The sequence below is a fragment of the Pseudonocardia sp. C8 genome (assembly GCF_014267175.1).
GTDB lineage: Bacteria > Actinomycetota > Actinomycetes > Mycobacteriales > Pseudonocardiaceae > Pseudonocardia.
On record NZ_JACMTR010000002.1, the window covers coordinates 1,789,204 to 1,809,829 of the forward strand.

A 20,626-nucleotide genomic window follows, 5' to 3' on the forward strand; every position below is an offset into this window, starting at 1 on the left:
GTCGTCCCGGTCCGGCTCATCCCTGCTCGGTCAGCTGCTCGCGCAGCCGAGCCAGCGTGCGGGACAGCAGCCGGGACACGTGCATCTGGGACAGCCCCATCCGGGCCGCGATCTGCGACTGCGTCTGGTCCCCGAAGAACCGCAGCATGAGGATCGTCCGCTCGCGCTCCGGCAGCTCGGCCAGCACGGCGTGCAGCTCGGCCCGGTGCGCGGCGAGGTCGAGGCCGGGATCGTCGGTGCCCATCCGCTCGCCGAGCGGGAGGTCGTCGCCACCCTCGGAACCGTCGCCGGTGGGGGCGTCGAGCGAACGGGCGTGGTGCGAGTCGAGTGCGCCCAGGGCGTCGACCACCTCGTCGGTGCCGACGCCGAGCTCGCGCGCCAGCTCGGACGGCCGCGGCGCGCGGCCGAGCCGCTGCCCGAGGTCGTCGGCGGTGCTCCGGACCCGGACGGCGAGCTCCTTGAGGTCCCGCGGCACCCGCACCGACCAGGACCGGTCCCGCAGGTGGCGCTTCATCTCCCCGCGGATGCTCGGGACCAGGTAGCCGAGCGGCCCGCCGGTCGCGGCCCCGGGGTCGTAGCGGTCGACGGCCTTGACCAGGCCGAGCATGCCGGCCTGCTCGACGTCCTCGGCGCCGTTCCCGCCCGGCGCGAAACGGCGGGACAGGTTGCGGACGAGCGGGCGGAACTCCCGGATGACCTGCTCGCGCAGGGCCTGCCGGTGGGGCGCGCCGTCGGGGGTGGTGGCCAGCCGCTCCAGGTCGCGGACGACGCGGTCGTAGCCGTGCCGGCCGTCGCGGTCGGTGTCGACGGGAGCAGGGCGGGTGGACGTGCGCATGGGGTCCCTCGCGTTCGCCGGTGGCAGGTGCGGGGTCCGCTGCGTGTTGAACGGATCGGACGGTCCGGCGGCGGCGGTGCCGCGGGCGAACCGGATCATCGACCGTAACGGTGAGGATCGGGCGGGCACAAGCCCGCGGGGGAGAGGGTCCTGCACCTCGGCGCGGGCAGGACCCTTTCCCCGGCGGATCAGGCGTTGGACGCCTCGACGACCTCGGCGCCCTCGGCGGCGCGCTGCACCGACTCGCAGCCCTTCTTCGCCGCGGCCTTGTTCTCGTAGGCCTCGCCGGTGGCGACGACCTGACCGTTCGACGCCTTCAACCGGAAGCGGAACTTGCCGGCGCGGTCCTCGTACACCTCGAACTTGCCTGCCATGACGGCCTCCTCGTCTCGTGCCGGACCGGCCGGACGCCGGTCCTGCCGACGGCCGCGGAGGCTAGCCCATTCGGTGTAGTGATGCGGCGCGAAACGCCGGGCTCGTTACCCCTGCCGCACGACGGGGCGCAGCGTCCGGCCCAGGACGCGGCCGAGCACCGCGGCCTCGGCGGCGAGGGCGTCGCGGGGGAGGGTGGTCCCGGGGAAGGGGGCGACGAGCAGGTCGGCCCCGCCGTCGCCGGGGCCGTCGCCGCCGGTCTCCCAGGTCCCCGCGACCCGGCCGCGGTGCAGCACGACCGGCGCGATCCAGCCCGCGGCCCGGCTCACCCGCGACCGGTGCGCGGGATCGAGGACGTCCGGGTCGGCGGTGCCCGGGCCCAGCAGGAACTGGTCGAACGCGGGCAGCAGCCGGAGCTCCTCGTGCGGCCGCGCGGCGGCCAGGCCGTCGACGTCGGCGGTCCGGGCCCAGCGGGTCCCGCCGCCGACCCGGACCGGGGTGATGAGGCCGCGGGCGGCCACGGCGTCGAACCAGCCGCGTAGCACCCGCTTGCCGACCGCGCCGCGCAGCAGCCACGCCCCGAACGTCTCCGGGGTCGCCGGACCGTGCGCGCCCAGGTAGGCGGGGATCGCGACGGCGGCTGCGTCCTCGACCGCCGGGAGCCGCCCGGCCCACGGCGGCGCGGTGAACCGGACCGTCGTGCCGTCCGCCGGGCCGGCGGCCGCATGGCACAGCAGGCCCTGCCAGGCGAGCGGTTTGAGGACGGCGCCCCAGCCGGAGCCGAGCCGCTCGGCGAGCGAACCGTCGCCGGTGCGATCGGCGTAGGCGCCGGCCAGCTCGGCCCGGGTGAGCCGTGCGCCGGGCAGCACCTCGGCGGCGACCTCGGCCAGCGCGGCCACCTGCCCGGCCGTGGCGAACTCCCGCTGCCACGGCGGCCGCTCCCAGCTCCGCACGGACGCCAGCAGCGCCAGGTACGAGGGCGCGTCCGCCGGGTGCAGCAGGTGCAGCGTGCCGCGCTGGCCCCACACCCGCACCAGGGCACCCGACGCCAGCGCCTCCGCGGTCCCGCCGACGGCCTCCGCGCGCCGGACCGCGACCGCCTGCTCGGCGGCCGAGGGCACCTGGGCCTGGACTCCGGCGAGCCGGCGCACGACGTCCGCGGCGGCGAGGCCGTGCGGGCGGTCGAGGTGCTGGCGGCGCGAGCGCCAGGCGAGCACCGCGGAGACGTCGATGTCGCGGCCGGGGCCGACGCCGGCTTCTGGACCGCCCGTCGCGCCGGGCGTCCCCGCCGGCCGTGTCCGCGGCATCGAAATCCCCTCTCGTCCGGCCGGAACGCTACCCGGGTGCGCGGCGTTCTCAGGGCCACCACAGCGTCCCGCGCCTACCGTGCGCGGCATGCCGACAGCACTGGTCACCGGGGGAAGCCGCGGGCTCGGCGAGGCCTACGCGCGCGAGCTCGCCGAGCGGGGGTACTCGATCGTCCTCGTCGCCCGGGACGCCGACCGGCTCGCCGACGCGGCCGAACGGATCGGGCGGGCCACCGGGGCGATCGTGGAGACGCTCGCCGCCGACCTCACCGACCCCGCCGGGCTGGCCGCCGTGGAGCGGCGGGTCACCGACCCGGCGGTGCCGGTGGAGCTGCTCGTCAACCACGCGGGCGCCGGGACCGGCCCGGTGGTCGCCGGCGCGTCGTCCGACGCGCTCACGGCCGGGGTGGAGCCGGCCGTGGAGGCGGTGCTGCGGCTGACCCGGGCGGCCCTCCCGGTGATGACCGCCCGCGGCCACGGCGGTGTCCTCAACGTCGCGGGCCTCGCCGGCTACCTGCCGTCCGGCGGCCACGCCCGGGCCGCCGCGCAGTCGTGGGTGCTGGCCTTCACCGACGGCGTCGCCGCGTCGCTGCGCGGCACCGGGGTGACGGTCACCGCCGTCGTCACCGGCCGGATCCGCGGGCCGCACGAGCCGGGCGGGCCGTTCCGCCCGGCGCCGGAGACGGTCGTCCGCCGGTCGCTCGACGACCTGGCCCGCGGCCGCACGCGGTCCGCTCCGGGCTGGGCCTGCCGCGCCCTCGTCGGGTACCTGGAGGCGCCGCGGACGGTGCTGCGGCTGGCGGCGAGGGTCACCGGCCGGGGCCGGGAGCGGCCCGCCCGGCCCGGTGAGGGTCCCGCCGCCACCGGGCCCACCCGCCCGTCGCCGGTGCCGACACCGTTCCGCGACGCGCACCTCCCGGTGCGCGCGCTGCCGCCCGGTGCCGGCTCGCTGCCCGCGCTGCCCGAGCTCCCGGCCTGCCCGGCGCACGTCCCGGCCGAGCGGCTCCCGGCGCCCCGGATCTCGGGCACCGGCCCGCTGCCCGTGGTGACCCCGGCCCGCCCGCACGGCCGGGCCGGTGTCCGGCGGCTGCCCGCGCCGCCGCGCCCGGTCCAGCCACCGGCCCGCGACGCGCGCACCGTGCGGCTCGCCGCCGGGTGAACCGGGGCCGGACCGGGTACACGGCCGGTGCCGGCGATGCGGTTGTGCCAGCACGGATGGGGAGCGGGGTTTTGTCCGGTTCGATATCATGTGCGGGGTACGGGTAGCTCGGATCGTCGGTGTGGGCCGGCACCGAGGAGGAAGATCATGTCTGTCACGCCACCGCTTCCGCCCCCGCCGCCGTCGCAGCCGCCCGGTGGCGCCCCGGACCCCGGGCCGCGGCCGTCTGCCCGCCCGCTGAACCGCACCGAGGAACGCACGCTGTCCCGGCTGGAGCAGGAGCTGCGCCGGTCGTACCCGGACCTCGAGTCCGAGATGTCGTCGCTGGAGTCCGCAGGGGCCGGGCGCGGCGAGGCCCCCGGCGTCCCGCTCGACCGCATCCTGCAGGCCGTCGCGATCGGCGTGATCGTGCTGGCGCTCGTCCCGAAGGAGTGGCTGGCGGCGCTGCTGTCGATCGGGCTGCTGCTCGGCATCCCGTTCGCGATGGCGCTGATCGCGGTGCAGGCCAAGTGGGACGGCCTCGGTGAGGACGGGAACGGCGAGGGAGAGGACCGCCGCCCCTGACCACCCGCGGGCCGGTGGTGCGGACGGCGCCGGTCCTCAGCTCTCCGGGAAGGCGAACAGCTCGAGCGCGATGCCGTCGGGGTCGCGGAAGGAGATGCCGCTGCCGTAGTGGGCCGTCTTGATGCCGTCGTGGGCGATGCCCAGGTCGGTGAGCCGCTGCGCCCACCGTTCCAGCTCGGCCCGTGAGCCGACCGCGAAGCCGACGTGGTCGAGGCCGGTGCGTTCCTCGTCGAAGCGGTCGCGGGACTCGCGGCCCTGGTGGGTGTGCAGGCCGAACAGCATGCCGCCGTCCAGGGCGAACACGGTGTGGTGGAAGCGCCCGCCCTCCTCGTCCTCGTCGAGGACGGGGTCGGCTCCGAACAGCCTCGCGTACCACTGCGTGCTGCGCTCCAGGTCGCTGACGGTCAGTGCGACGTGCTGCAGTCCCGGGAAGGCCACCGTGAAGCTCCCTCGCTTCTCGCGTGCAGATGTCGCGATGTGTCTATCAGCCGGGTCCGGGCCGTGTGCCCCTCCGAGTGGAGGGGATCAGCCCAGGCGCAGACCGTCGCCGGTGATCTCGAGATCCGCGCCGGGGCCGGCCTCCGCCGCGGTCGGCGCGGGCAGCGCCGTGTCGGCGCCCAGTCCCTTCTCGGCGGCCGCGGTGCGGACGGCGTCGACGACGAGCAGCAACGCGGCCCGCCGCGCGGAGTTCGTGCGGTAGGCCAGCGAGACGGTCCGGGTGAGCGGCTCGGCGAGGGCGACGACGTCCACCCCCGGGGGGCGCAGTGCCAGGCCCAGGTCGGACACGAGCGTCACGCCCAGCCCGGCGGCCACCATCGCCATCGCGGTCGCCTGCTCCTCCACCTCGTGGTCGATCCGCGGCGCGAACCCCGCTGCCTGGCAGGCCAGCCGGGCCGCCTGGCCGAAGTGCGAGCGGGCCGGCGACATGATCCACGGGTGTTCGGCGAGCTCGGCGAGCGTCACGCTGGCCGCGGGCACCGCCCCGGCCGGGACGGCGGCGTAGAGCCGCTCGACGGCGATCACGGCGCGTTCGAGGCCGTGATCCCAGGTCATCGGGTAGTTCGAGTAGTCGAGGACGAACGACAGGTCGAGCGCGCCGTCGCGGACCGCGGCCGCCGTCTCCTCCGGGGCCAGCTCGCGGGTTCGGACCACCACGCCCGGATGGCTGCGCGCCAGCGCGGTGAGCGCGTCCGGCAGCAGCCCGGACGCCACCGAGGCCCACACCCCCGCTGTGACCTTCGCCGCTATCGACTCCCCGGCACCCTCGAGCGCCTGCGTCGCCCGCTCCACCGACGCGAGGATCTCCTCGGCGTGCTCGGCCAGCAGCACACCGAGGTCGGTGAGCTGGACGCGGCGCCCGCGCCGCTCGAACAGCCGCGTCCCCACGTCGCGCTCCAGCTGCGCGAGCTGCTGCGACACCGCGGACGCCGTGTAGTGCAGGGCGGCCGCGGCGGCGGTGATCGTCCCCCGCCGATGTAGCTCACGCAGCATCCGCAGACGCGGGAGCGAGAGGTCCATGCGAACGAGCCTAGGCGCCTCTGCAGGAACCCTGAACAGTGCCGTGAATGATCCGTAAATGGACGCCGCGGCGGAGGCGGCCGCAGGCTGAGGTGGACGAAGGAGGTGGGTCGCCATGACGACGATGCAGAACCCGGCGGGGGGCACTCCGCAGCTGACCGCAGGGGCCGTTCCGCACGCCACCGGGGCCGCCGCGGTCGCCCCCGCGATCCGCCGCTCCGAGCCGTACCTGCGGCTGCAGTGGAACGACTCGGTCACCGGGGCGGTCGGCTACCTCGTCGTGCACACCCTGCGGGCCGGCCTGGCCACCGGCGGCACCCGGATGCGGGCCGGCTGCACGCTGAGCGAGGTCGAGGACCTCGCCCGCGGCATGGCCAACAAGACCGCCACCTTCGACCTGCCCGTCGGCGGGGCCAAGGGCGGCATCGACTTCGACCCGAAGGACCCCCGTGCCGTCGAGGTGCTGGAGCGGTTCTGCGAGGCCATGCGCCCGTGGCTGGACCGGCACTGGGTGACCGCCGAGGACCTCGGCGTCCCCCAGCACCTCATCGACGAGGTGTTCGAGAAGCTCGGCCTGGGCCAGAGCTTCCACGCCGCGATCAGCCGTGCCGACGACCCGGCCGCCACCCTCGAGCGGGTCCGCCGCGGGCTGAACGCCGAGGTCGAGGGCGGGTTCCTGCTCGGCGACGTGATCGGTGGCTACGGCGTCGCCCACGCCTGCCTGGCCGCCGCCGTGTCCTGGGGCCAGATCCCGGCCGAGACGACCGTCGCGATCCAGGGGATCGGCACGATGGGCGGGGCGTGCGCGTACTACCTGCACGAGGCCGGCATGACGGTGACGACGGTGGCCGACGCGGCCGGCACCCTGCACTGCGCCGACGGCCTCGACGTGCCCGCGCTGCTGGACCTGCGCGACGGCTACGGCGAGGTCGACCGCTCCCGGCTGCCCGCGGGGGTCGAGCAGCTGCCGCGCGCCGCGATCCTGTCCGCCGACGCCGACATCCTGGTCCCGGCGGCGATCTCCTACGCGATCACCCCGGACAACTCCTACGACGTCCGGGCACGGGTGATCGTCGAGGCCGCGAACGCCGCCACCACCCCGGAGGCGGAATCCATGCTGGCCGCCCGCGGCATCCCGGTCCTGCCGGACTTCGTCGCCAACGCCGGCGCCGTCGCCTGGGCCTGGTGGCTGCTGCTCGGCGAGGTCGACGACGACCCGGAGACCTCGTTCGACCGGCTCCGCACCGTGATGCACGCCAAGGTCGCGCAGCTGCTCGCCGCGTGGACCGATGAGGGCGTCACCCCGCGGGAGACCGGCCACCGCTGGGCCGACGACCCGGCGCCGAGCACCGAGCCGGTCGTCATTCCCTGACCGCTCGGCCCACTTCTCCAGGCACACACTCATGGAGCTTCGGTCCCGTGGCACAGGACCGAAGCTCCATGAGTGCGAGGGGGCTAGGCGCGCACCCGCCCCACAAACTCGGCGACCGCCGCCCGGGACGAGACGCCGAGCTTGGCGAAGACCTTCGCGAGGTGCGTCTCGACCGTCCGGTCGGACACGAACAGGGCGCGGCCGATCTGCCGGTTGGTCCGCCCGTCCGCCACGAGCTCGGCGACCTGGCGTTCCCGCCGGCTGAGCGCGTCGACGCCGCCGGCCGGGCCGGTCCGCCGCCGTGGCCGGCCGCCGCGGGCGACGGGCCGGCCGAGGCGGCGCAGCTCGCGCGCGGCCTCGTCGCGGAGGCGGCGGGCACCGCAGGCGGCCGCGGTCGCCTCGGCCGCGCCGAGCTCGTCGACGGCACGCGCGGTGCAGCCCTCCCCGGCCAGGGCGCGGCCGGCGAGGATGCGGGCGCGCGCACCGGCGAGCGGCGCGCCGGCCAGGTCCGCGAGGTCCCCGGCACGCCGCGCCGCCACCGTGGCGGCGCCGTCCGCGGTCGCGAGCGCGACGGCAGCCCCGGCCAGGGCGGCCTCCGCCGCGCGGAGCGGGATCGGGACGGGCCCGTCGGCAGCCTTCCCGGCACGCTCCGCCCAGCCGGTGGCCGCGGGCAGGTCGCCGACCGCCAGCTCGGCCCGGGTCAGCAGCTCGTACCACCGGGGCCGGTACGCGCGCTCGATCAGCGGCAGGTCCGGGCCGCCGGCGGCGCCCAGCAGCTCGTCCCGGCCGCGCTCCGGCTCGCCGGCCTCGACGCGGGCCTCGGCCAGGGCGTACCGGGCCGTCGCGGTCACGACGTCGGGGTCCTCGCCCGCGCAGGCGACCGCGTCCTCGCCGTGGCGGACGGCCGCGTGAACGTCCCCGGCCAGCAGGGCCGACCACGAGCGAGCCGCGGTCGCGAGGACCAGGAACAGGGTGTTCCCCGAGAACAGGGAGGCGTCCAGCGCGGTGTCGGCCGACCGGCCCGCCTCGGCGAGCCGTCCGCTCCAGACCAGGGCGTACACCCGGCCGACCTCGACCAGCGGGACCAGGTGCGCCTGCCCGGAGGCGCGGGCCGCCGCCGCGACCCGGTCCAGACCGTGCAGGGCACCGGGGAGGTCACCCAGGTGCGCCTGCGTCCAGCCGAACCAGGTGAGCGCCACGAGGTGGGGGCTCAGCGCGTCGTCGTCGACCGTGTCGAGCAACCGGACCGTCTCGGCGGCCGCGGCCCGGGCGGCCCCGATGTCGGCCGTGAGGTACTCCGCGCCGGCGACGAGCCCGGTCGCGGCGGCCAGGAGCGCGGGGTCGCCCAGCGCGATCGCGTCCTCGCGGGCGTCGCGCTCCCAGCGGCGCATCTCGTCGAAGTCGCCGGCGTAGTAGCAGCCGGCGGCCAGGCCGATCCGGACCCGCGCGGCCTCGGCCCGGTGCCGGTCGTCGAGCGCGCCGAGCGCCTCGAGCAACCGGGCCCGCGCCCGGCCGGGCTGGCCGAGCAGGTTGTCCAGCCCGGCGCAGGTCGCCAGCATCCGGGCCCGCCGGGCGACGTCGCCACCGGGCAGCATCGCCAGGCCGGCGTCGAGAACGGTCCGGGCCTCGGCCAGCCGCCCCGCGGCCGACAGGGCGCGGCCGCGGTCCAGGGTCAGCTCGAGGCGCCGGGCCGGATCGGTGCCGGCCGGTAGCGTGCGCAGTGCCGCGGCGAACCAGTGCGCCGCATCCGCGGGCGCACGCCCCATGCTGCTCGCACCGGCCCGCGCGAGCAGGTCCGCCGCGGCCGGATCCGCACCCGCGGTGGACCGCTCGACGTGCGGAGCACGCACGACGACGTCCGCCCCGGCCGCCGCGAGGGCGCGGGCGGTCCGGTCGTGCGCGCCCAGCAGCCAGCCGGCGCCTGCCGACCCGTAGACCGCGGCGCGCACGATCGGGTGCCGGAACGCGAAGCGACCGGGCAGCTGGGTGGGCCGGATCAGGCCGGCGGCGGCCAGCTCGTCGAACGCGGCGAGCACGACGTCGTGGCCCAGCTCGGCCGCGGCCGCCACCAGCTCGGGCGCGAACTGCTCGCCGACCACCGCCGCGGCCTGCGCGACGTGCCGGGCGGCCGGGGTGCGCTCGGCGATCTCCTCGGCGGTGGCGGCGGCCACGACCGGTGGCACACCGGGCAACCCGGTGCCGTCACGTGGGCCGCCCCGGTCGGCGCCGGACCGGCCCAGTTGCAGCAGGTAGAACGGGTTGCCGCCGCTCGCGCGGTAGACGGCGGCACGCCCGTCCGGATCGAGCCGGAAGTGCTCGGCCAGCAGCGCGTGTGCCGCGCCAGCCGGGAGAGGCTCGAGCTCGAGCCGGTGGCCGTCGCGGGCGCGCCCGTCGTCCCGGTCGGCCGTGGCCAGCGCCGTGGCCAGCACGGGCGGCATCGTCGCGGTGCGGGCGGCGAGCGCGAGCAGGACCCGCGCCGCGGGTGGGCGGCGCAGCAGGAAGGCGACCAGCTCGACGGTCGCGGCGTCCGCCCAGTGCAGGTCGTCCAGCGCCAGCACGAGGGGGCGGGGGCCGGCCAGCCGTTCCAGCAACGCGCGGATCGCGCGGTGCGTGCGGTACCGCTCGGCCGGCGCGACGGCGGCGGCGGGCGGTGTGCGCGGGCCGAGATCCATCGCCGCCAGCGCGGGGAACACGGCCGTCAGCTCGGCGAGCCGCTCGCGACCGAGCACGCTCAGCCGGCGCGGCTCGAGCGAGCCGAGGTAGTCGTCGAGGGCGTCCACCAGGACGCCGAACGGCAGGTCGCGTTCCAGGTCCACGCCGTGGCCGTCCAGCACGAGGTGCCCGCATGCGTCCGCGTGCCGGCACAGTTCGGTCAGCATCCGGGTCTTGCCGATACCCGGCTCGCCGCACACGGCCAGCCACCGGGAGCGCCGGCACCCGTCCAGCCGGGCGACGGCGTGCTCGAGCGCGGCGAGCTCGGACACCCGCCCCTGCAGGTCCGGCTCCCGGCGAGCCGGGTCTCCGGTCGTCATGGTCGTCGGTCATCCCTTCGGCGTCGCCGCCGACTTCGTGGCGCGAGCGGTCGGCGTTACCGGGGGACACGGGGCATTTCCCGGATGTTGTGCCCGCCGGATCGGCGGAACGCTCTCCCCGGTCCGGCCCGCCGCGGCCGGTCGGGGGAAGGAGGGCCACCGATGCGGGCATCCGTCATGGACGGCCGCGGCCGGGAGCCGGCGGTGATGGCGACCGGTCCGGGGCGGTCGCCGTGACGCGGTTCCTGCTCGCGCACCGGCACGAACCGGCCGACTGCCGGTTCACCTACGCCGCGTGGCGGGGGTTCGACAGCCCGCTGCGCAGGCGGCCCGCCCTCTCGAGCTGCCGCTCGGGCGGGCACCAGCTGTGGTGGGTGGTCGAGGCCGCCTGCACCGCCGAAGCGCTCGCGCAGCTCCCGCCCTACCTCGCTCGGCGGTCCGACGCCACCGAGGTCGAGCACGTACCGATCCCCTGACCCGGCCGGGTCGGGAACGACGTCCGAGGAGGACGGAATGGCCATCACCCTGTTCCAGGACAAGAACTTCCGCGACCGGTCCATGGTCGTCACCCGCAGCGTCGCCGACCTCAAGGACGTGTCCATCGGTGCCAACCCGAGCTCGGTGCGGCTGACCGGTCCGGACGAGGCGGTCCTGCTCTACACCCAGCGGGACTGGGACGGCGACGTCCACTACATCCGGGGGCCGGCCTCGGTGGCCGACCTCGGCGCCGCCGCGTCCGGCGGCGAGTTCGGGTTCGGCAACAACGTCCGGTCGGTGCGGATCACCCCGTTCCGGCTCCGCCTCAACGTCAACGTCATCCGTAACGAGTCCGGCGAGCTGCCTGCCCGGTGGGCTCCGGGCACCGAGCGGCAGCGGGCCGCGGCGATCGTCGCCCGGGCGAACACCCTGCTGTTCGCGCAGCGGACCCTGCTGACCCTGGAGATCGCGCGGGTCACGCTGCGGACCTCCAACGCGAAGTACAACCTCTCGCTCACCGACCAGTTCCACTTCCCGAACGAGTGGCGCAACCCGCACGAGGTCGACGTCATGATCGTCAACCAGTTCGAGAAGGACACCCTGGTCGGCGTCGGTAAGTTCCCGCACTTCGGGCGGACCGTGATGGTCGCCGCGACGTTCGTCGACTCCGCCGGTGCCGAGCACGAGCTGCCCGACGCGTTCATGGGCCTGGTGCTCACCCACGAGCTCGGCCACTACCTCGGCCTGCAGCACAACACGGCCGGTGGCTCCGCCGCGAACCTCATGGCACCGGAGGCCGGGGGCAGCGTGCTCACCGCGGAGCAGGTCGAGGAGATGCAGCAAAAGTTGACCAATCCGCTGGCCAGGGGCGGCGACCGTCACGAGTGAGGGAACCGGGGGGCACGATGCGCCGGACGGGGGAGCGGCCGGCCGCGGCCGGGGAACCGCTGGTCGAGCAGGCCGGCCGGCCACGGATGGCCCGCGTGGAGTCGTTGCGGGCCCTGGCCGTCCTCGGCGTGGTGCTCGCGCACACGATGTTCTGGTCGTCCACACCACCGCGGGCCGCCGACCCGGTCGAGCGGACCCTCGTGCTCGGCTCGCAGGTCGCCCCGTTCGTGCTGTTCGTGCTGTCCGGGTGCCTGCTCTACGGGCCGTTCGCCCGGCGGGACCTGGGCTCCGGCGGGCAGATCTGCCTGCGCCGGTACGCGCTCAACCGGGCCGTCCGCATCCTGCCCGTGTACTACGCGGCGCTGGTGGCCGCGCTGCTCGTCAGGGGTGGTGGGACGGCACGCGAGTGGCTGCTCTACGCGACGTTCGGCCAGAACCTCGTGATCGCGCCGAACGACCAGGTCAACCGGGTGATGTGGTTCATGGTCATCGAGGTGCACTTCTATCTCGCGCTGCCGCTGCTCGCCGCCCTGGTCGGCCGGCTGGCGCGGGGGTCGCGGGCGCGGGCCGTCGTCGTGCTGGCGGTGTCCGGCGCGGCGAGCTTCGGACTGTTCCACGTCGTCTGGCACGTCGACCCGGACCCGTGGACGGCGCTGCAGTTCTCGCTGCCGTCGACGTTCTTCTTCCTCGCCGCGGGGATGGCACTCGCCGTGCTGCGCCTGCACTGGGACGAGCGGCCCGGCACCGTCCCGGGCGGCGTGCTCGGGTCGGCCGACGTGTGGATCGGGGCGGCGGTGCTGCTGGTCGCCGTGCTCGTCGTCGGGCGGCTGCAGGTCCCGGCCACGGGCGCGATGGCCGTGCTGACGGCGATCGGGGTGCTGCTCGTCGGGGCGTGCGTGCTGCCGCTGCGCCCCGGCCCGCTGGTCCGGATCCTGCGGGCGCGCCCGCTCGCCGTGGTCGGCGTCGCCTCCTACAGCCTGCTGCTCTGCCACGAACCGATCCTCGAGGCTCTCGCGACGTCCGGCTGGTCCCCCTCGTGGTCCGGACTGCTCGCCGTCGGGCTCCCGCTGAGCCTGCTGACCGCGTGGCTCGGCTACGTGCTGATCGAGGCGCCGTTCCTGCGGCTGCGGCGCCGGTGGATCGGGACCGGCTCCGCCACCCCGGCCCACCCCGTCCCGAGCCGCACACCGGAGGGAGACAACCCATGAGGACACCCGTACGGACGGTGCTGATCGGCGCGGCCGTCGCCGCGCTGCTCGCCGTGGGTGGCTGCGCCGGCGCGGCGCCCGCGCCCACGGCGTCCCCGCCCGCCGCTGCCGCTCCTGCGGCGCCGGCCGCGACCGGTGTGCAGGAGTTCGTCGGCCCGGTCGGCGACGGCGCGTTCTACGTGGCGTTCGCGCTGAAGCCCGGCGGTGCGGTGGAGGCCTACGTCTGCGACGGGACCGGCCAGGCCGAGAACTTCACCGGCAACGTCGTCGGCGACCGGATCCAGCTCACCTCGGCCGACGGCGACTCGACGCTCACGGCGACCTCCGCACCGGACCGTGTGACCGGCACGCTCGTCCGCGCCGGGGCGACCCGCGAGTTCTCGGTGCCGAAGGTGAACCGTGCCGGTGGGCTCTACGACCTCGACGCCGTCGTCGACGGCGGCACGGTCCGGCTCACCGGGACGTCCCGGGGCGGGAACGTGGTGACGTCCGAGATCCGCGGTGCGACGGCGACCGGAACGATCGCGCTGGTGAGCGGCGGGACCGCGCCGCTCGACCCGATGGCCGGCCGGACGCCGCCCGAACTGAACGACTTCCAGGCATACCGCGTGCTCATCGCCGACGACGGCACCCGGCGTGGCAACCCGAAGCCGGGTGCCCGCAAGACCACCACCGGCGGGTCGTACACCTGCCCCTACCTGATCGACTAGCGGCGCCGGCCGGTCAGCCCGTCCGGTCCTCCCGGCTGCGCTCGTCGCCGTACAGCTCGTCGAACCGCATCCGCGCGTCGACGTGCTGTTCGGCGCGCCGGGCCTCCCTCGTCGCCGCGGCCGCACCCACCGGGTACCCGGCCTTCATCACCCGGGTCTCGGACGCCTCGACCACGTAGACCATGGAGTAGAAGTAGCCGATGACCGCGCCGGACGCGACCGCGCCCAGCCGGACCCACGACGGGCCCGGGACGACCAGGTAGAGCAGCGCGACCAGCGGGACCAGCTGCACCGTCGTGCGGGCGAGGTGGCGCAGCCACCAGGTGCGGCAGGTGACGTCGTGCAGCACCCAGCGCCGGTGGCGCTCAGGCAGCCGGGCGCCGAAGGCGTACGCCAGCCAGCGGAAGGGGTTCGGACGGTCCATGGCGGCCTCCAGTTTAGGTGAGCCTCACCAGCACGACGAGGCGGCACCTGACGTTCCCCGGAGCCGGATTCCCTGATCGGGGGCGCCCTACACCCAGGGTTCCACGAGCGTCCGGTCCTCGCCGGGGTTCCGCGCCTCCGCCGATCACCGGTGAGAAGCACGCATTCGCCCTCGGCGGGGCCGGATCGTGCTGATCGACCCGTGCGCGGCGTTCGAGACGCGCGTTGTCGCCCTGTCCGGGGCATCAACGTGCAGATCGACCCGACCCGCACGCCGGGGCTGCGCGTCGTCGCCCGGTGCGGCCTACCGCCGCGCGGGCGTCCGGGGCAGACTCGGCGATCATGAGCACCGCCGCTCCCGCCTTCACCCAGATCGCCTACGACGTCGCGGACCGGGTCGCGACGATCACCCTCGACCGCCCGGACCGGCTCAACGCGTTCACCCCGACGATGGCCCGGGAGCTGATCGCCGCCTACGACCTGGCCGACACCGACGAGGGCGTCCGCGCCATCATCGTCACCGGGCGCGGGCGTGGGTTCTGCGCCGGCGCCGACCTCGGGCGGGGCGGTGCGACGTTCGACGCGACCGACCCGCAGCGGGCGGCCGACCGGGCCGGGGTCGGGACGATCGGCGGCGCTCCCCGGGACGGCGGCGGCACCGTCACGATGCGGATGGCCGCCCTGCGCACGCCGGTGATCGTCGCCGTGAACGGCCCGGCCGTCGGGATCGGGGCGACCATGACGCTGCCGGCCGACATCCGGCTGGCCGCCGCGTCCGCGAAGTTCGGGTTCGTCTTCGCCCGCCGGGGGATCGTGCCCGAAGCCGCGTCCAGCTGGTTCCTGCCCCGCATCGTGGGGATCTCGCAGGCCATGGAGTGGGCCGCGACCGGGCGCGTGTTCGGCGCCGAGGAGGCGCTGGCCGGGCGGCTCGTGTCGCGGGTCGTGCCGGACGACGAGCTGCTGCCCACCGCCCGCGGGATCGCCGCCGAGATCGCCGAGAACACCTCCGCGGTGTCGGTCGCGCTGACCCGCCAGCTGCTGTGGGGGATGCTCGGCTCCCCGACCCCGTGGGACGCCCACCGCGCGGACTCGGCCGCGATCTTCCACCTCGGGCAGGGCCGGGACGTCGCCGAGGGCGTGACGTCGTTCCTGGAGAAGCGGCCGCCGGAGTTCCCGGACACCGTACGCGACGACTACCCGGCGCACGTCTGGCCGCAGTGGCCCGCGCCGCCGCAGGACCTGGGGGAGTAGGTATCCGGGTGCGTGGCCCGCCCGGTCCCCTCGGTGGACGGCGGGGTGCTGGAGATCGTCCGCCGGGAGCGCGCACTGGTCGACGGCCCGGTGCGGCCCTACCAGGAACTGGTCGACGCGGTGTTCACCGGCCGGGGCCGCTGGGTGGTCGACGTCGTCGGACGCCGGTACGGCCGCGGGGCCGCCCGGGCGTGGGCGGACCGCCGCGGCGTCGACGCCCGGGCCCTACCCCGTGACCTGCGCGCCGAGGACTGGGCGGACCTCCATCGCCGGGTCCGGGCACCACGGGCATGAGGGCGGCCCCGGTCACTCTCCGTTGCGCCGGGGACCACCGGTCTGATCGGCTGTCCGGGTGGAGTGGACGGAGCTGACCCGGCGGCGGTGGCTGGACCACGGCCGCCTGTCGTCGCACGGCTGTCGTTGAGGGCGCACGTCCCGTCACCGACTCCGCAACCGGGCCGTCCGCGGCCCGTCGAACCTCCGGCAGGTCACCCGTGTCCAGCACGTCCCTCGCGGCGCGCCCCGGTGCCACCCCGCACCGGGCCGCCGTCGCCAGCCTCGTCGGCACCACCATCGAGTGGTACGACTTCTACCTCTACGCCACCGCGGCCGCGCTCGTGTTCGGGCCGCTGTTCTTCACCGACGCCGACCCCGCCACCGGGGTACTGGCCTCGTTCGCCACCTACGCCGCAGGCTTCGGCGCCCGGCCGGTCGGCGCCGTCGTCGCCGGGCATCTCGGCGACCGGATCGGCCGGCGCGCGGTCCTGGTCGGATCCCTGATCCTCATGGGGGCCGCCACCACCCTGATCGGCGTCCTGCCCACCTACCCGGCGGCCGGCCTGCTCGCGCCGGTGCTGCTCGTCGTCCTGCGGCTGGCCCAGGGGGTCGCGGTCGGTGCCGAGTGGGCCGGCGCGGTGCTGATGGCCGTCGAGCACGCCGCGGGCGAGCGCCGCCGGGGGCTGTTCGGCAGCTTCCCACAGATCGGCTCGTCGGCCGGGATGCTGCTGGCGTCCGGCGTGTACGCCTCGGTGCTCGCGATCGCCGGGAAGGACGCGTTCCTCGCCGGTGCGTGGCGGATCCCGTTCCTGCTCAGCATCGTGCTGGTGGGCGTGGGCCTGGCGATCCGGCTGACCCTGGCCGACCCGGCCGTGTTCGCCGAGGCCCGGGAGACCGGCACGCTCGCGCGGCGCCCGGTGCTGGAGGTCCTGCGGACCGAGTGGCGCACGGTGCTGCTGACGATCGGCAGCCGGATCGCGCAGAACTCGGTCTACATCCTGGCCACGACGTTCGCCCTCACCTATCTCGCGCAGGGAACCGAGGCCCCCGAGGGGGCCGGGCTGACCGCCGTCATCGTGGCCTCGGCGATCGGGCTGTTCTCGACGCCGCTGTGGGCGGTGCTGTCCGACCGGGTCGGCCGGAAGCCGGTCTACCTGGTCGGCGCGGTCGGGGCGCCGCTGTTCCTCGGCGTGTTCTTCCTGCTGCTCGACACCGGCTCCACCGCGCTGATCGTGGTCGCGATGGTGGTGCTGGTGAACCTGTTCCACGACGCCATGTACGGCCCGCAGGCCGCCTGGTACGGCGAGCTGTTCGCCACCCGGGTCCGCTACAGCGGCGCCTCGCTGGGATACCAGATCGGGTCGGTGATCGGCGGGACGACGCCGCTGGTCGCGACCGCGCTGCTGCTGGCGGGCGGCGGGCGGCCGTGGCTGATCTGGGGGTACTTCGGGCTGCTGTTCGGCGTCACCATCGTCTCGACCGTGCTGTCGCCGGAGACCCACCGGACCGGCCTGGGCCACGACGCGAGGAGCTCCGCATGACCGGCCGCATCCTGCTCAACGCCTTCGACATGGCGTGCGTCGGCCACCAGTCCGCCGGGCTGTGGCGGCACCCGTCCGACGAGGGCCACCGCTACACCGACCTGGACCACTGGACGTCGCTGGCCCGGATGCTGGAGGACGGCGGGTTCGACGCGCTGTTCCTCGCCGACGTCCTCGGCGTCTACGACGTCTACGGCGGCTCCCGGGACGCCGCCGTCCGCGCCGCGGCGCAGGTGCCGCTGGCCGACCCGCTGCTGCTCGTCCCGGCGATGGCCGGGGTGACCTCACGGCTCGGGTTCGGCGTGACCGTCTCGGTCGCCTACGAGCACCCGTACGCCCTGGCGCGGCGGTTCACCACGCTCGACCACCTCACGCGGGGGCGGGTCGCGTGGAACGTCGTCACGTCCTACCTGGACTCGGCCGCGCGGAACCTCGGCCGGTCCGGGCAGATCCCGCACGACGAGCGCTACGAGCTCGCCGAGGAGTTCCTGGAGGTCTGCTACAAGCTGTGGGAGGGGTCCTGGACCGACGACGCGGTGGTCCGCGACCGCGAGCGCGGGGTGTTCGCCGAGCCGTCCCGGGTCCGGGACGTCGGCCACCACGGCCACTGGTTCGACGTGCCGGGGCCGTTCCTGTGCGAGCCCTCGCCGCAGCGCACGCCGGTGATCTTCCAGGCCGGGGCGTCGCCGCGCGGGGCCCGGTTCGCCGGCACGCACGCCGAGGCCGTGTTCGTGTCCGGTCCCTCACCGGCCGTGGTGCGCCGCTCGGTGGACGCCGTCCGCGCCGAGGCCGGGCGGGCCGGCCGTGACCCGCGCTCGGTGAAGGTATTCGCGATGCTCACCGCGATCGCCGGTGAGTCCGACGAGGCCGCGGACGCCACGCTCCGCGAGTACCTGGCACTGACCGACCCGCGGGCCGCACTCGCCCTGTTCGGCGGCTGGTCCGGTGTGGACCTGTCCGGGGCGTCGCCGGAGCAGAAGCTGGAGTACGTGCAGACCGAGTCGACCCGGTCGGCGCTGGCGTCGTTCACCGGGCCGGACCGGGACTGGACGGTCGGCGAGCTCGCCGAGTTCGTCACCGTCGGCGGGCGGGGCCCGGTCGTCGTCGGGTCCGGGGCGACGGTCGCCGACGAGCTCGAACGGTGGGCCGACGAGGCGGACCTGGACGGCTTCAACCTCGCCTACGCGGTGACGCCCGGGACGATGGCCGGTGTCGTGACGCACGTGGTGCCCGAGCTGCGCCGCCGCGGGCGGGTCCCGGAGCCGGCCGCCGCCGGCGGTCCGACCCTGCGGGAGCGCTACGGCACCGGCGACGGGGCCCGGCTCGGGAAGGACCATCCCGCCGCGCGGTACCGCCCCTGAGCGGCCGTCCGACGTGACCGGGATCGCGCCCGGCCACGCCCGGGCTACCCACGTCCGGGTGGACGCGGTGTCGCGCGGCCCGATCTCCGCACCACGCCCGTGACCTCGTGATCGTCTCTCCCCGATGGGGATCGGGGAGCACGGAAGGGCCAGGGCGGCGGCGCACGGCCGGGTCGCGGGACTGATGACCGCGGCCACGATCGCCGCGCTGCTGCCGTCCGATGTGGGCGGTCCGGACGTGCACGGCGGGTCCGGGACGCACCACGCGGCCGGCGGCGGTGCCCGCACGGCCGGCGCTCGTGATGCGGGTGCGGACCCCCGCGTGGCGGCGGCAGAGCCGGGAGCAGGCGTGCCGGGCGTCGGGGTCACGCGGGGCACGGTCGCGGCGCCGGGTGGTGCCCTCGCCGTGCCCGGCGGCCGGCACCAGGCGTTGCCCGTCGCGGGCGTGGCCGGGGTGCCGGGCGGCCCGCGGGCCGGGGCGCCCGTGGCACCAGGAGCCCCGGTGGCACCGGGAGCCCTGGCAGCCCTGGGAGCCCCGGCCGCCCTGGAAGCCCCGGGAGTCCCGGGAGCTCCGGCTGCACGGGGAGGGCCGGGGGCCCCGGGAGCTCCGGCCCCGGCCCCGGCGGCCCCTGCGGTCACCCACCGGGAGGAGCGGATCACCACCCCGGCGGGGCCGGTGACCACCGACGTCGTCGTTGCCGACCTCCGCCGCCCGGGCGTCCGCGCCGGCCTGCTCACCGGCGCGACCGTGGGGGAGCGGGCCACCGTGCCCGTGCACGGCGAGCGGGCCGGTGCGGTCGCCGCCGTCAACGGGGACTTCTTCGACCTGGCCCGCAGCAACGCCCCGGCCGGGCCGTCGGTGCGCGACGGCCGGCTGCTCACCTCGGCGGTCCCGCCCGGGCGGCGGCTCGCGCCGCCGGTGCCGGGCAGCGCACCCGGCGACGTGCTCGCCGTCGACGCCACCGGCACGCCCCGGCTGGACCGGCTCACCCTCGCCGCGACGGCCGCCGGGCCCGGCGGCACCCTTCCGGTCCGCACGCTCAACGCCTACGCCGTCCCGGTCGGCGGCATCGGCCTGTTCACCGGCGACTGGGCGGGCGACCGGGCCGCTGCGCTCTGCGGCAGCGACACCGACCACCGCGCTCCGTGCGCGCCGGACCGGGTCGAGATCGTCGTCCGCGACGGCGCGGTCACCGCGGTCCGCCCGCCCGGCGCCGGACCGATCCCGGCCGGCGAGCAGATCCTCGCGGGGCGAGACGAGGGCGCGGCGGCGCTGCGCCGGTTCGCCGTCGGCGACCGGGTCGCGCTGCACCTGCGGGTCACCAGCGCCTCGGGCGTGCCCGCCGAGACCGCCGTCGGCGGCAGCCCGATCCTGCGTGACGGCGCGCCCGTCCCCGGGCTGGACGACCGGCGGCGGGATCCGCGCACCGCCGCCGGCATCACCGCGGAGGGACGCCTGGTGCTGCTCACCGCGGACGGCCGCGAGTCGACGAGCGCCGGCATCACCCTCGCCGAGACCGCCGAGCAGCTGCGCCGGGCCGGCGCGGTCGACGGGGTGAACCTCGACGGTGGCGGCTCGTCGACGATGGTGTTCGGGGGCCGGGTGGTGAACGCGCCGTCGGAGGACGCCCACCGGCTCGTCCCGAACGCGCTCGGGATCCTCACCGGTGGCGGTCGGTGACCTCCAGCATCGCGAGGAGCTCCGCCACCAGCCAGTCCCGCAGCACGGTGCGGTCCGGTTCCCGGCCGGACTCCAGCCAGGCCAGCACCGAGCCCTCGACCAGCGCGATCCAGCCGCGCAGCGTCATCAGCTGCAGCGGTGCCGGGTCCGGCACCCCGCCGCGTTCGCAGAGCAGGGCGACCATGTGGTCGCGCACCTCGTCGACGAGCGCGTCGGTCGCCCCGGTCGAGACGACCGAGCCGCTGCGCAGCAGCGCCACGTAGGCGCGGGCGTGCCGCTCGACGACGTCGAGGAACACGTCCAGCGCGCCCGCCAGCTGTGCGTCCGGCGGGCCGTCGCCGGACAGCGCGACCCGGGAGACGAGCTCCTCGGTGACCGTGCCGAGCACGGCGACGTGCAGCTCCTCGATCCCGGAGAAGTACCGGTAGAACAGCGCCCGGGAGACGTCGGCGGCGCGGGTCACGTCCTCCACCGCGACGTTCTCCGGGGAGAGCCGGCCGTAGAGGTCCAGCGCCGCGGACACCAGCTGGGCACGCCGCGCCTCCGGCGCCATCCGCCGGGGGGAACGGGTCGGGGAGCTCATCGCCGCCGAGGATACTGAGGCCCGGCGGTCGAGGGCCGAAGCATCAGTACTGAGGCCCGGCGGTCGGG

20 protein-coding genes are annotated in these 20,626 nt (G+C 76.2%); 12 read left to right on the top strand and 8 right to left on the bottom strand.

The features are described 5' to 3' along the window. Nucleotides 1–16: 16 nt before the first annotated feature. The 3 genes from H7X46_RS09035 to H7X46_RS09045 form a co-directional block, all read right to left on the bottom strand. Nucleotides 17–934 (bottom strand): SigB/SigF/SigG family RNA polymerase sigma factor, encoded by a 918-nt coding sequence (locus tag H7X46_RS09035; RefSeq protein WP_255426101.1) that lies wholly within the window; start codon nt 932–934, stop codon nt 17–19. 89 nt (nt 935–1,023) lie between these two features. Further along, entirely contained in the window at nt 1,024–1,209 is a 186-nt protein-coding gene (locus H7X46_RS09040; protein ID WP_186358979.1) for a DUF1508 domain-containing protein, read from the bottom strand. A gap of 105 nt (nt 1,210–1,314) precedes the next feature. Next, nucleotides 1,315–2,514 carry a DNA glycosylase AlkZ-like family protein gene (locus tag H7X46_RS09045; RefSeq protein WP_186358980.1) on the bottom strand — a complete coding sequence of 400 codons (1,200 nt, stop codon included), beginning with the start codon at nt 2,512–2,514 and terminating at the stop codon, nt 1,315–1,317. Nucleotides 2,515–2,602: 88 nt separating this feature from the next. On the opposite strand from H7X46_RS09045, the gene H7X46_RS09050 reads away from it, so the two are divergent. Next, complete coding sequence (locus H7X46_RS09050) at nt 2,603–3,673, top strand: SDR family oxidoreductase (protein ID WP_186358981.1); 1,071 nt, start codon at nt 2,603–2,605, stop codon at nt 3,671–3,673. Between the two features lie 147 nt (nt 3,674–3,820). Further along, nucleotides 3,821–4,237 (top strand): DUF3040 domain-containing protein, encoded by a 417-nt coding sequence (locus H7X46_RS09055; protein WP_186358982.1) that lies wholly within the window; start codon nt 3,821–3,823, stop codon nt 4,235–4,237. A 36-nt stretch (nt 4,238–4,273) separates the two neighbouring features. Here H7X46_RS09055 and H7X46_RS09060 read toward each other — a convergent pair whose 3' ends face one another. Then, complete coding sequence (locus tag H7X46_RS09060; RefSeq protein WP_186358983.1) at nt 4,274–4,675, bottom strand: VOC family protein; 402 nt, start codon at nt 4,673–4,675, stop codon at nt 4,274–4,276. Between the two features lie 87 nt (nt 4,676–4,762). Next, nucleotides 4,763–5,755 (bottom strand): LysR family transcriptional regulator, encoded by a 993-nt coding sequence (locus H7X46_RS09065; protein WP_255426102.1) that lies wholly within the window; start codon nt 5,753–5,755, stop codon nt 4,763–4,765. A gap of 115 nt (nt 5,756–5,870) precedes the next feature. Here H7X46_RS09065 and H7X46_RS09070 point away from each other — a divergent pair, with 115 nt between their 5' ends. Further along, nucleotides 5,871–7,127 carry a Glu/Leu/Phe/Val dehydrogenase dimerization domain-containing protein gene (locus H7X46_RS09070; protein ID WP_255426103.1) on the top strand — a complete coding sequence of 419 codons (1,257 nt, stop codon included), beginning with the start codon at nt 5,871–5,873 and terminating at the stop codon, nt 7,125–7,127. An 83-nt stretch (nt 7,128–7,210) separates the two neighbouring features. Here H7X46_RS09070 and H7X46_RS09075 read toward each other — a convergent pair whose 3' ends face one another. After that, entirely contained in the window at nt 7,211–10,159 is a 2,949-nt protein-coding gene (locus tag H7X46_RS09075; protein ID WP_186358984.1) for an AAA family ATPase, read from the bottom strand. A gap of 233 nt (nt 10,160–10,392) precedes the next feature. Here H7X46_RS09075 and H7X46_RS09080 point away from each other — a divergent pair, with 233 nt between their 5' ends. From H7X46_RS09080 to H7X46_RS09095, 4 genes are read left to right on the top strand one after another with little or no spacing between them, the layout of a single operon-like run. Further along, nucleotides 10,393–10,635, top strand: a complete 243-nt coding sequence (locus tag H7X46_RS09080; RefSeq protein WP_186358985.1) for a hypothetical protein — start codon at nt 10,393–10,395, stop codon at nt 10,633–10,635. 37 nt (nt 10,636–10,672) lie between these two features. After that, a complete protein-coding gene (locus tag H7X46_RS09085; protein ID WP_186358986.1) occupies nt 10,673–11,524 on the top strand; it encodes a M43 family zinc metalloprotease in 852 nt (283 codons plus the stop codon). Nucleotides 11,525–11,541: 17 nt separating this feature from the next. After that, nucleotides 11,542–12,732: an acyltransferase gene (locus tag H7X46_RS09090; protein WP_186358987.1), complete on the top strand. Its 1,191-nt coding sequence runs from the start codon at nt 11,542–11,544 to the stop codon at nt 12,730–12,732. Next, on the top strand, nt 12,729–13,442 hold the full coding sequence (locus tag H7X46_RS09095; protein WP_186358988.1) for a hypothetical protein: 714 nt from the start codon (nt 12,729–12,731) through the stop codon (nt 13,440–13,442). Before H7X46_RS09090 ends, H7X46_RS09095 begins: the two co-directional genes overlap by 4 nt. Before the next feature lie 13 nt (nt 13,443–13,455). On the opposite strand, the gene H7X46_RS09100 is transcribed toward H7X46_RS09095, so the two are convergent. Then, nucleotides 13,456–13,866 carry a DUF5313 family protein gene (locus H7X46_RS09100; protein WP_186358989.1) on the bottom strand — a complete coding sequence of 137 codons (411 nt, stop codon included), beginning with the start codon at nt 13,864–13,866 and terminating at the stop codon, nt 13,456–13,458. 341 nt (nt 13,867–14,207) lie between these two features. Between H7X46_RS09100 and H7X46_RS09105 the strand changes: the two genes are divergently transcribed. The 5 genes from H7X46_RS09105 to H7X46_RS09125 all read left to right on the top strand — a co-directional run bounded on the left by H7X46_RS09105 (nt 14,208) and on the right by H7X46_RS09125 (nt 19,975). Further along, nucleotides 14,208–15,116 carry a crotonase/enoyl-CoA hydratase family protein gene (locus H7X46_RS09105; RefSeq protein ID WP_186358990.1) on the top strand — a complete coding sequence of 303 codons (909 nt, stop codon included), beginning with the start codon at nt 14,208–14,210 and terminating at the stop codon, nt 15,114–15,116. A 12-nt stretch (nt 15,117–15,128) separates the two neighbouring features. Further along, the gene (locus H7X46_RS09110) at nt 15,129–15,410 is read left to right on the top strand and encodes an rRNA adenine N-6-methyltransferase family protein (protein ID WP_186358991.1); all 282 of its coding nucleotides are present in this window, start codon (nt 15,129–15,131) and stop codon (nt 15,408–15,410) included. A gap of 200 nt (nt 15,411–15,610) precedes the next feature. Next, nucleotides 15,611–16,933: an MFS transporter gene (locus tag H7X46_RS09115; RefSeq protein WP_186358992.1), complete on the top strand. Its 1,323-nt coding sequence runs from the start codon at nt 15,611–15,613 to the stop codon at nt 16,931–16,933. Beyond that, the gene (locus H7X46_RS09120; RefSeq protein WP_186358993.1) at nt 16,930–18,294 is read left to right on the top strand and encodes an LLM class flavin-dependent oxidoreductase; all 1,365 of its coding nucleotides are present in this window, start codon (nt 16,930–16,932) and stop codon (nt 18,292–18,294) included. The genes H7X46_RS09115 and H7X46_RS09120 overlap by 4 nt, the downstream gene beginning before the upstream one ends. A 124-nt stretch (nt 18,295–18,418) precedes the next feature. After that, complete coding sequence (locus H7X46_RS09125; RefSeq protein ID WP_186358994.1) at nt 18,419–19,975, top strand: phosphodiester glycosidase family protein; 1,557 nt, start codon at nt 18,419–18,421, stop codon at nt 19,973–19,975. Here the strand turns inward: H7X46_RS09125 and H7X46_RS09130 are convergent. Continuing rightward, nucleotides 19,956–20,558, bottom strand: coding sequence for a TetR/AcrR family transcriptional regulator (locus tag H7X46_RS09130; RefSeq protein ID WP_255426104.1), 603 nt, complete (start codon nt 20,556–20,558; stop codon nt 19,956–19,958). The two genes, H7X46_RS09125 and H7X46_RS09130, sit on opposite strands and share 20 nt — an antisense overlap. Nucleotides 20,559–20,626: the final 68 nt, after the last annotated feature.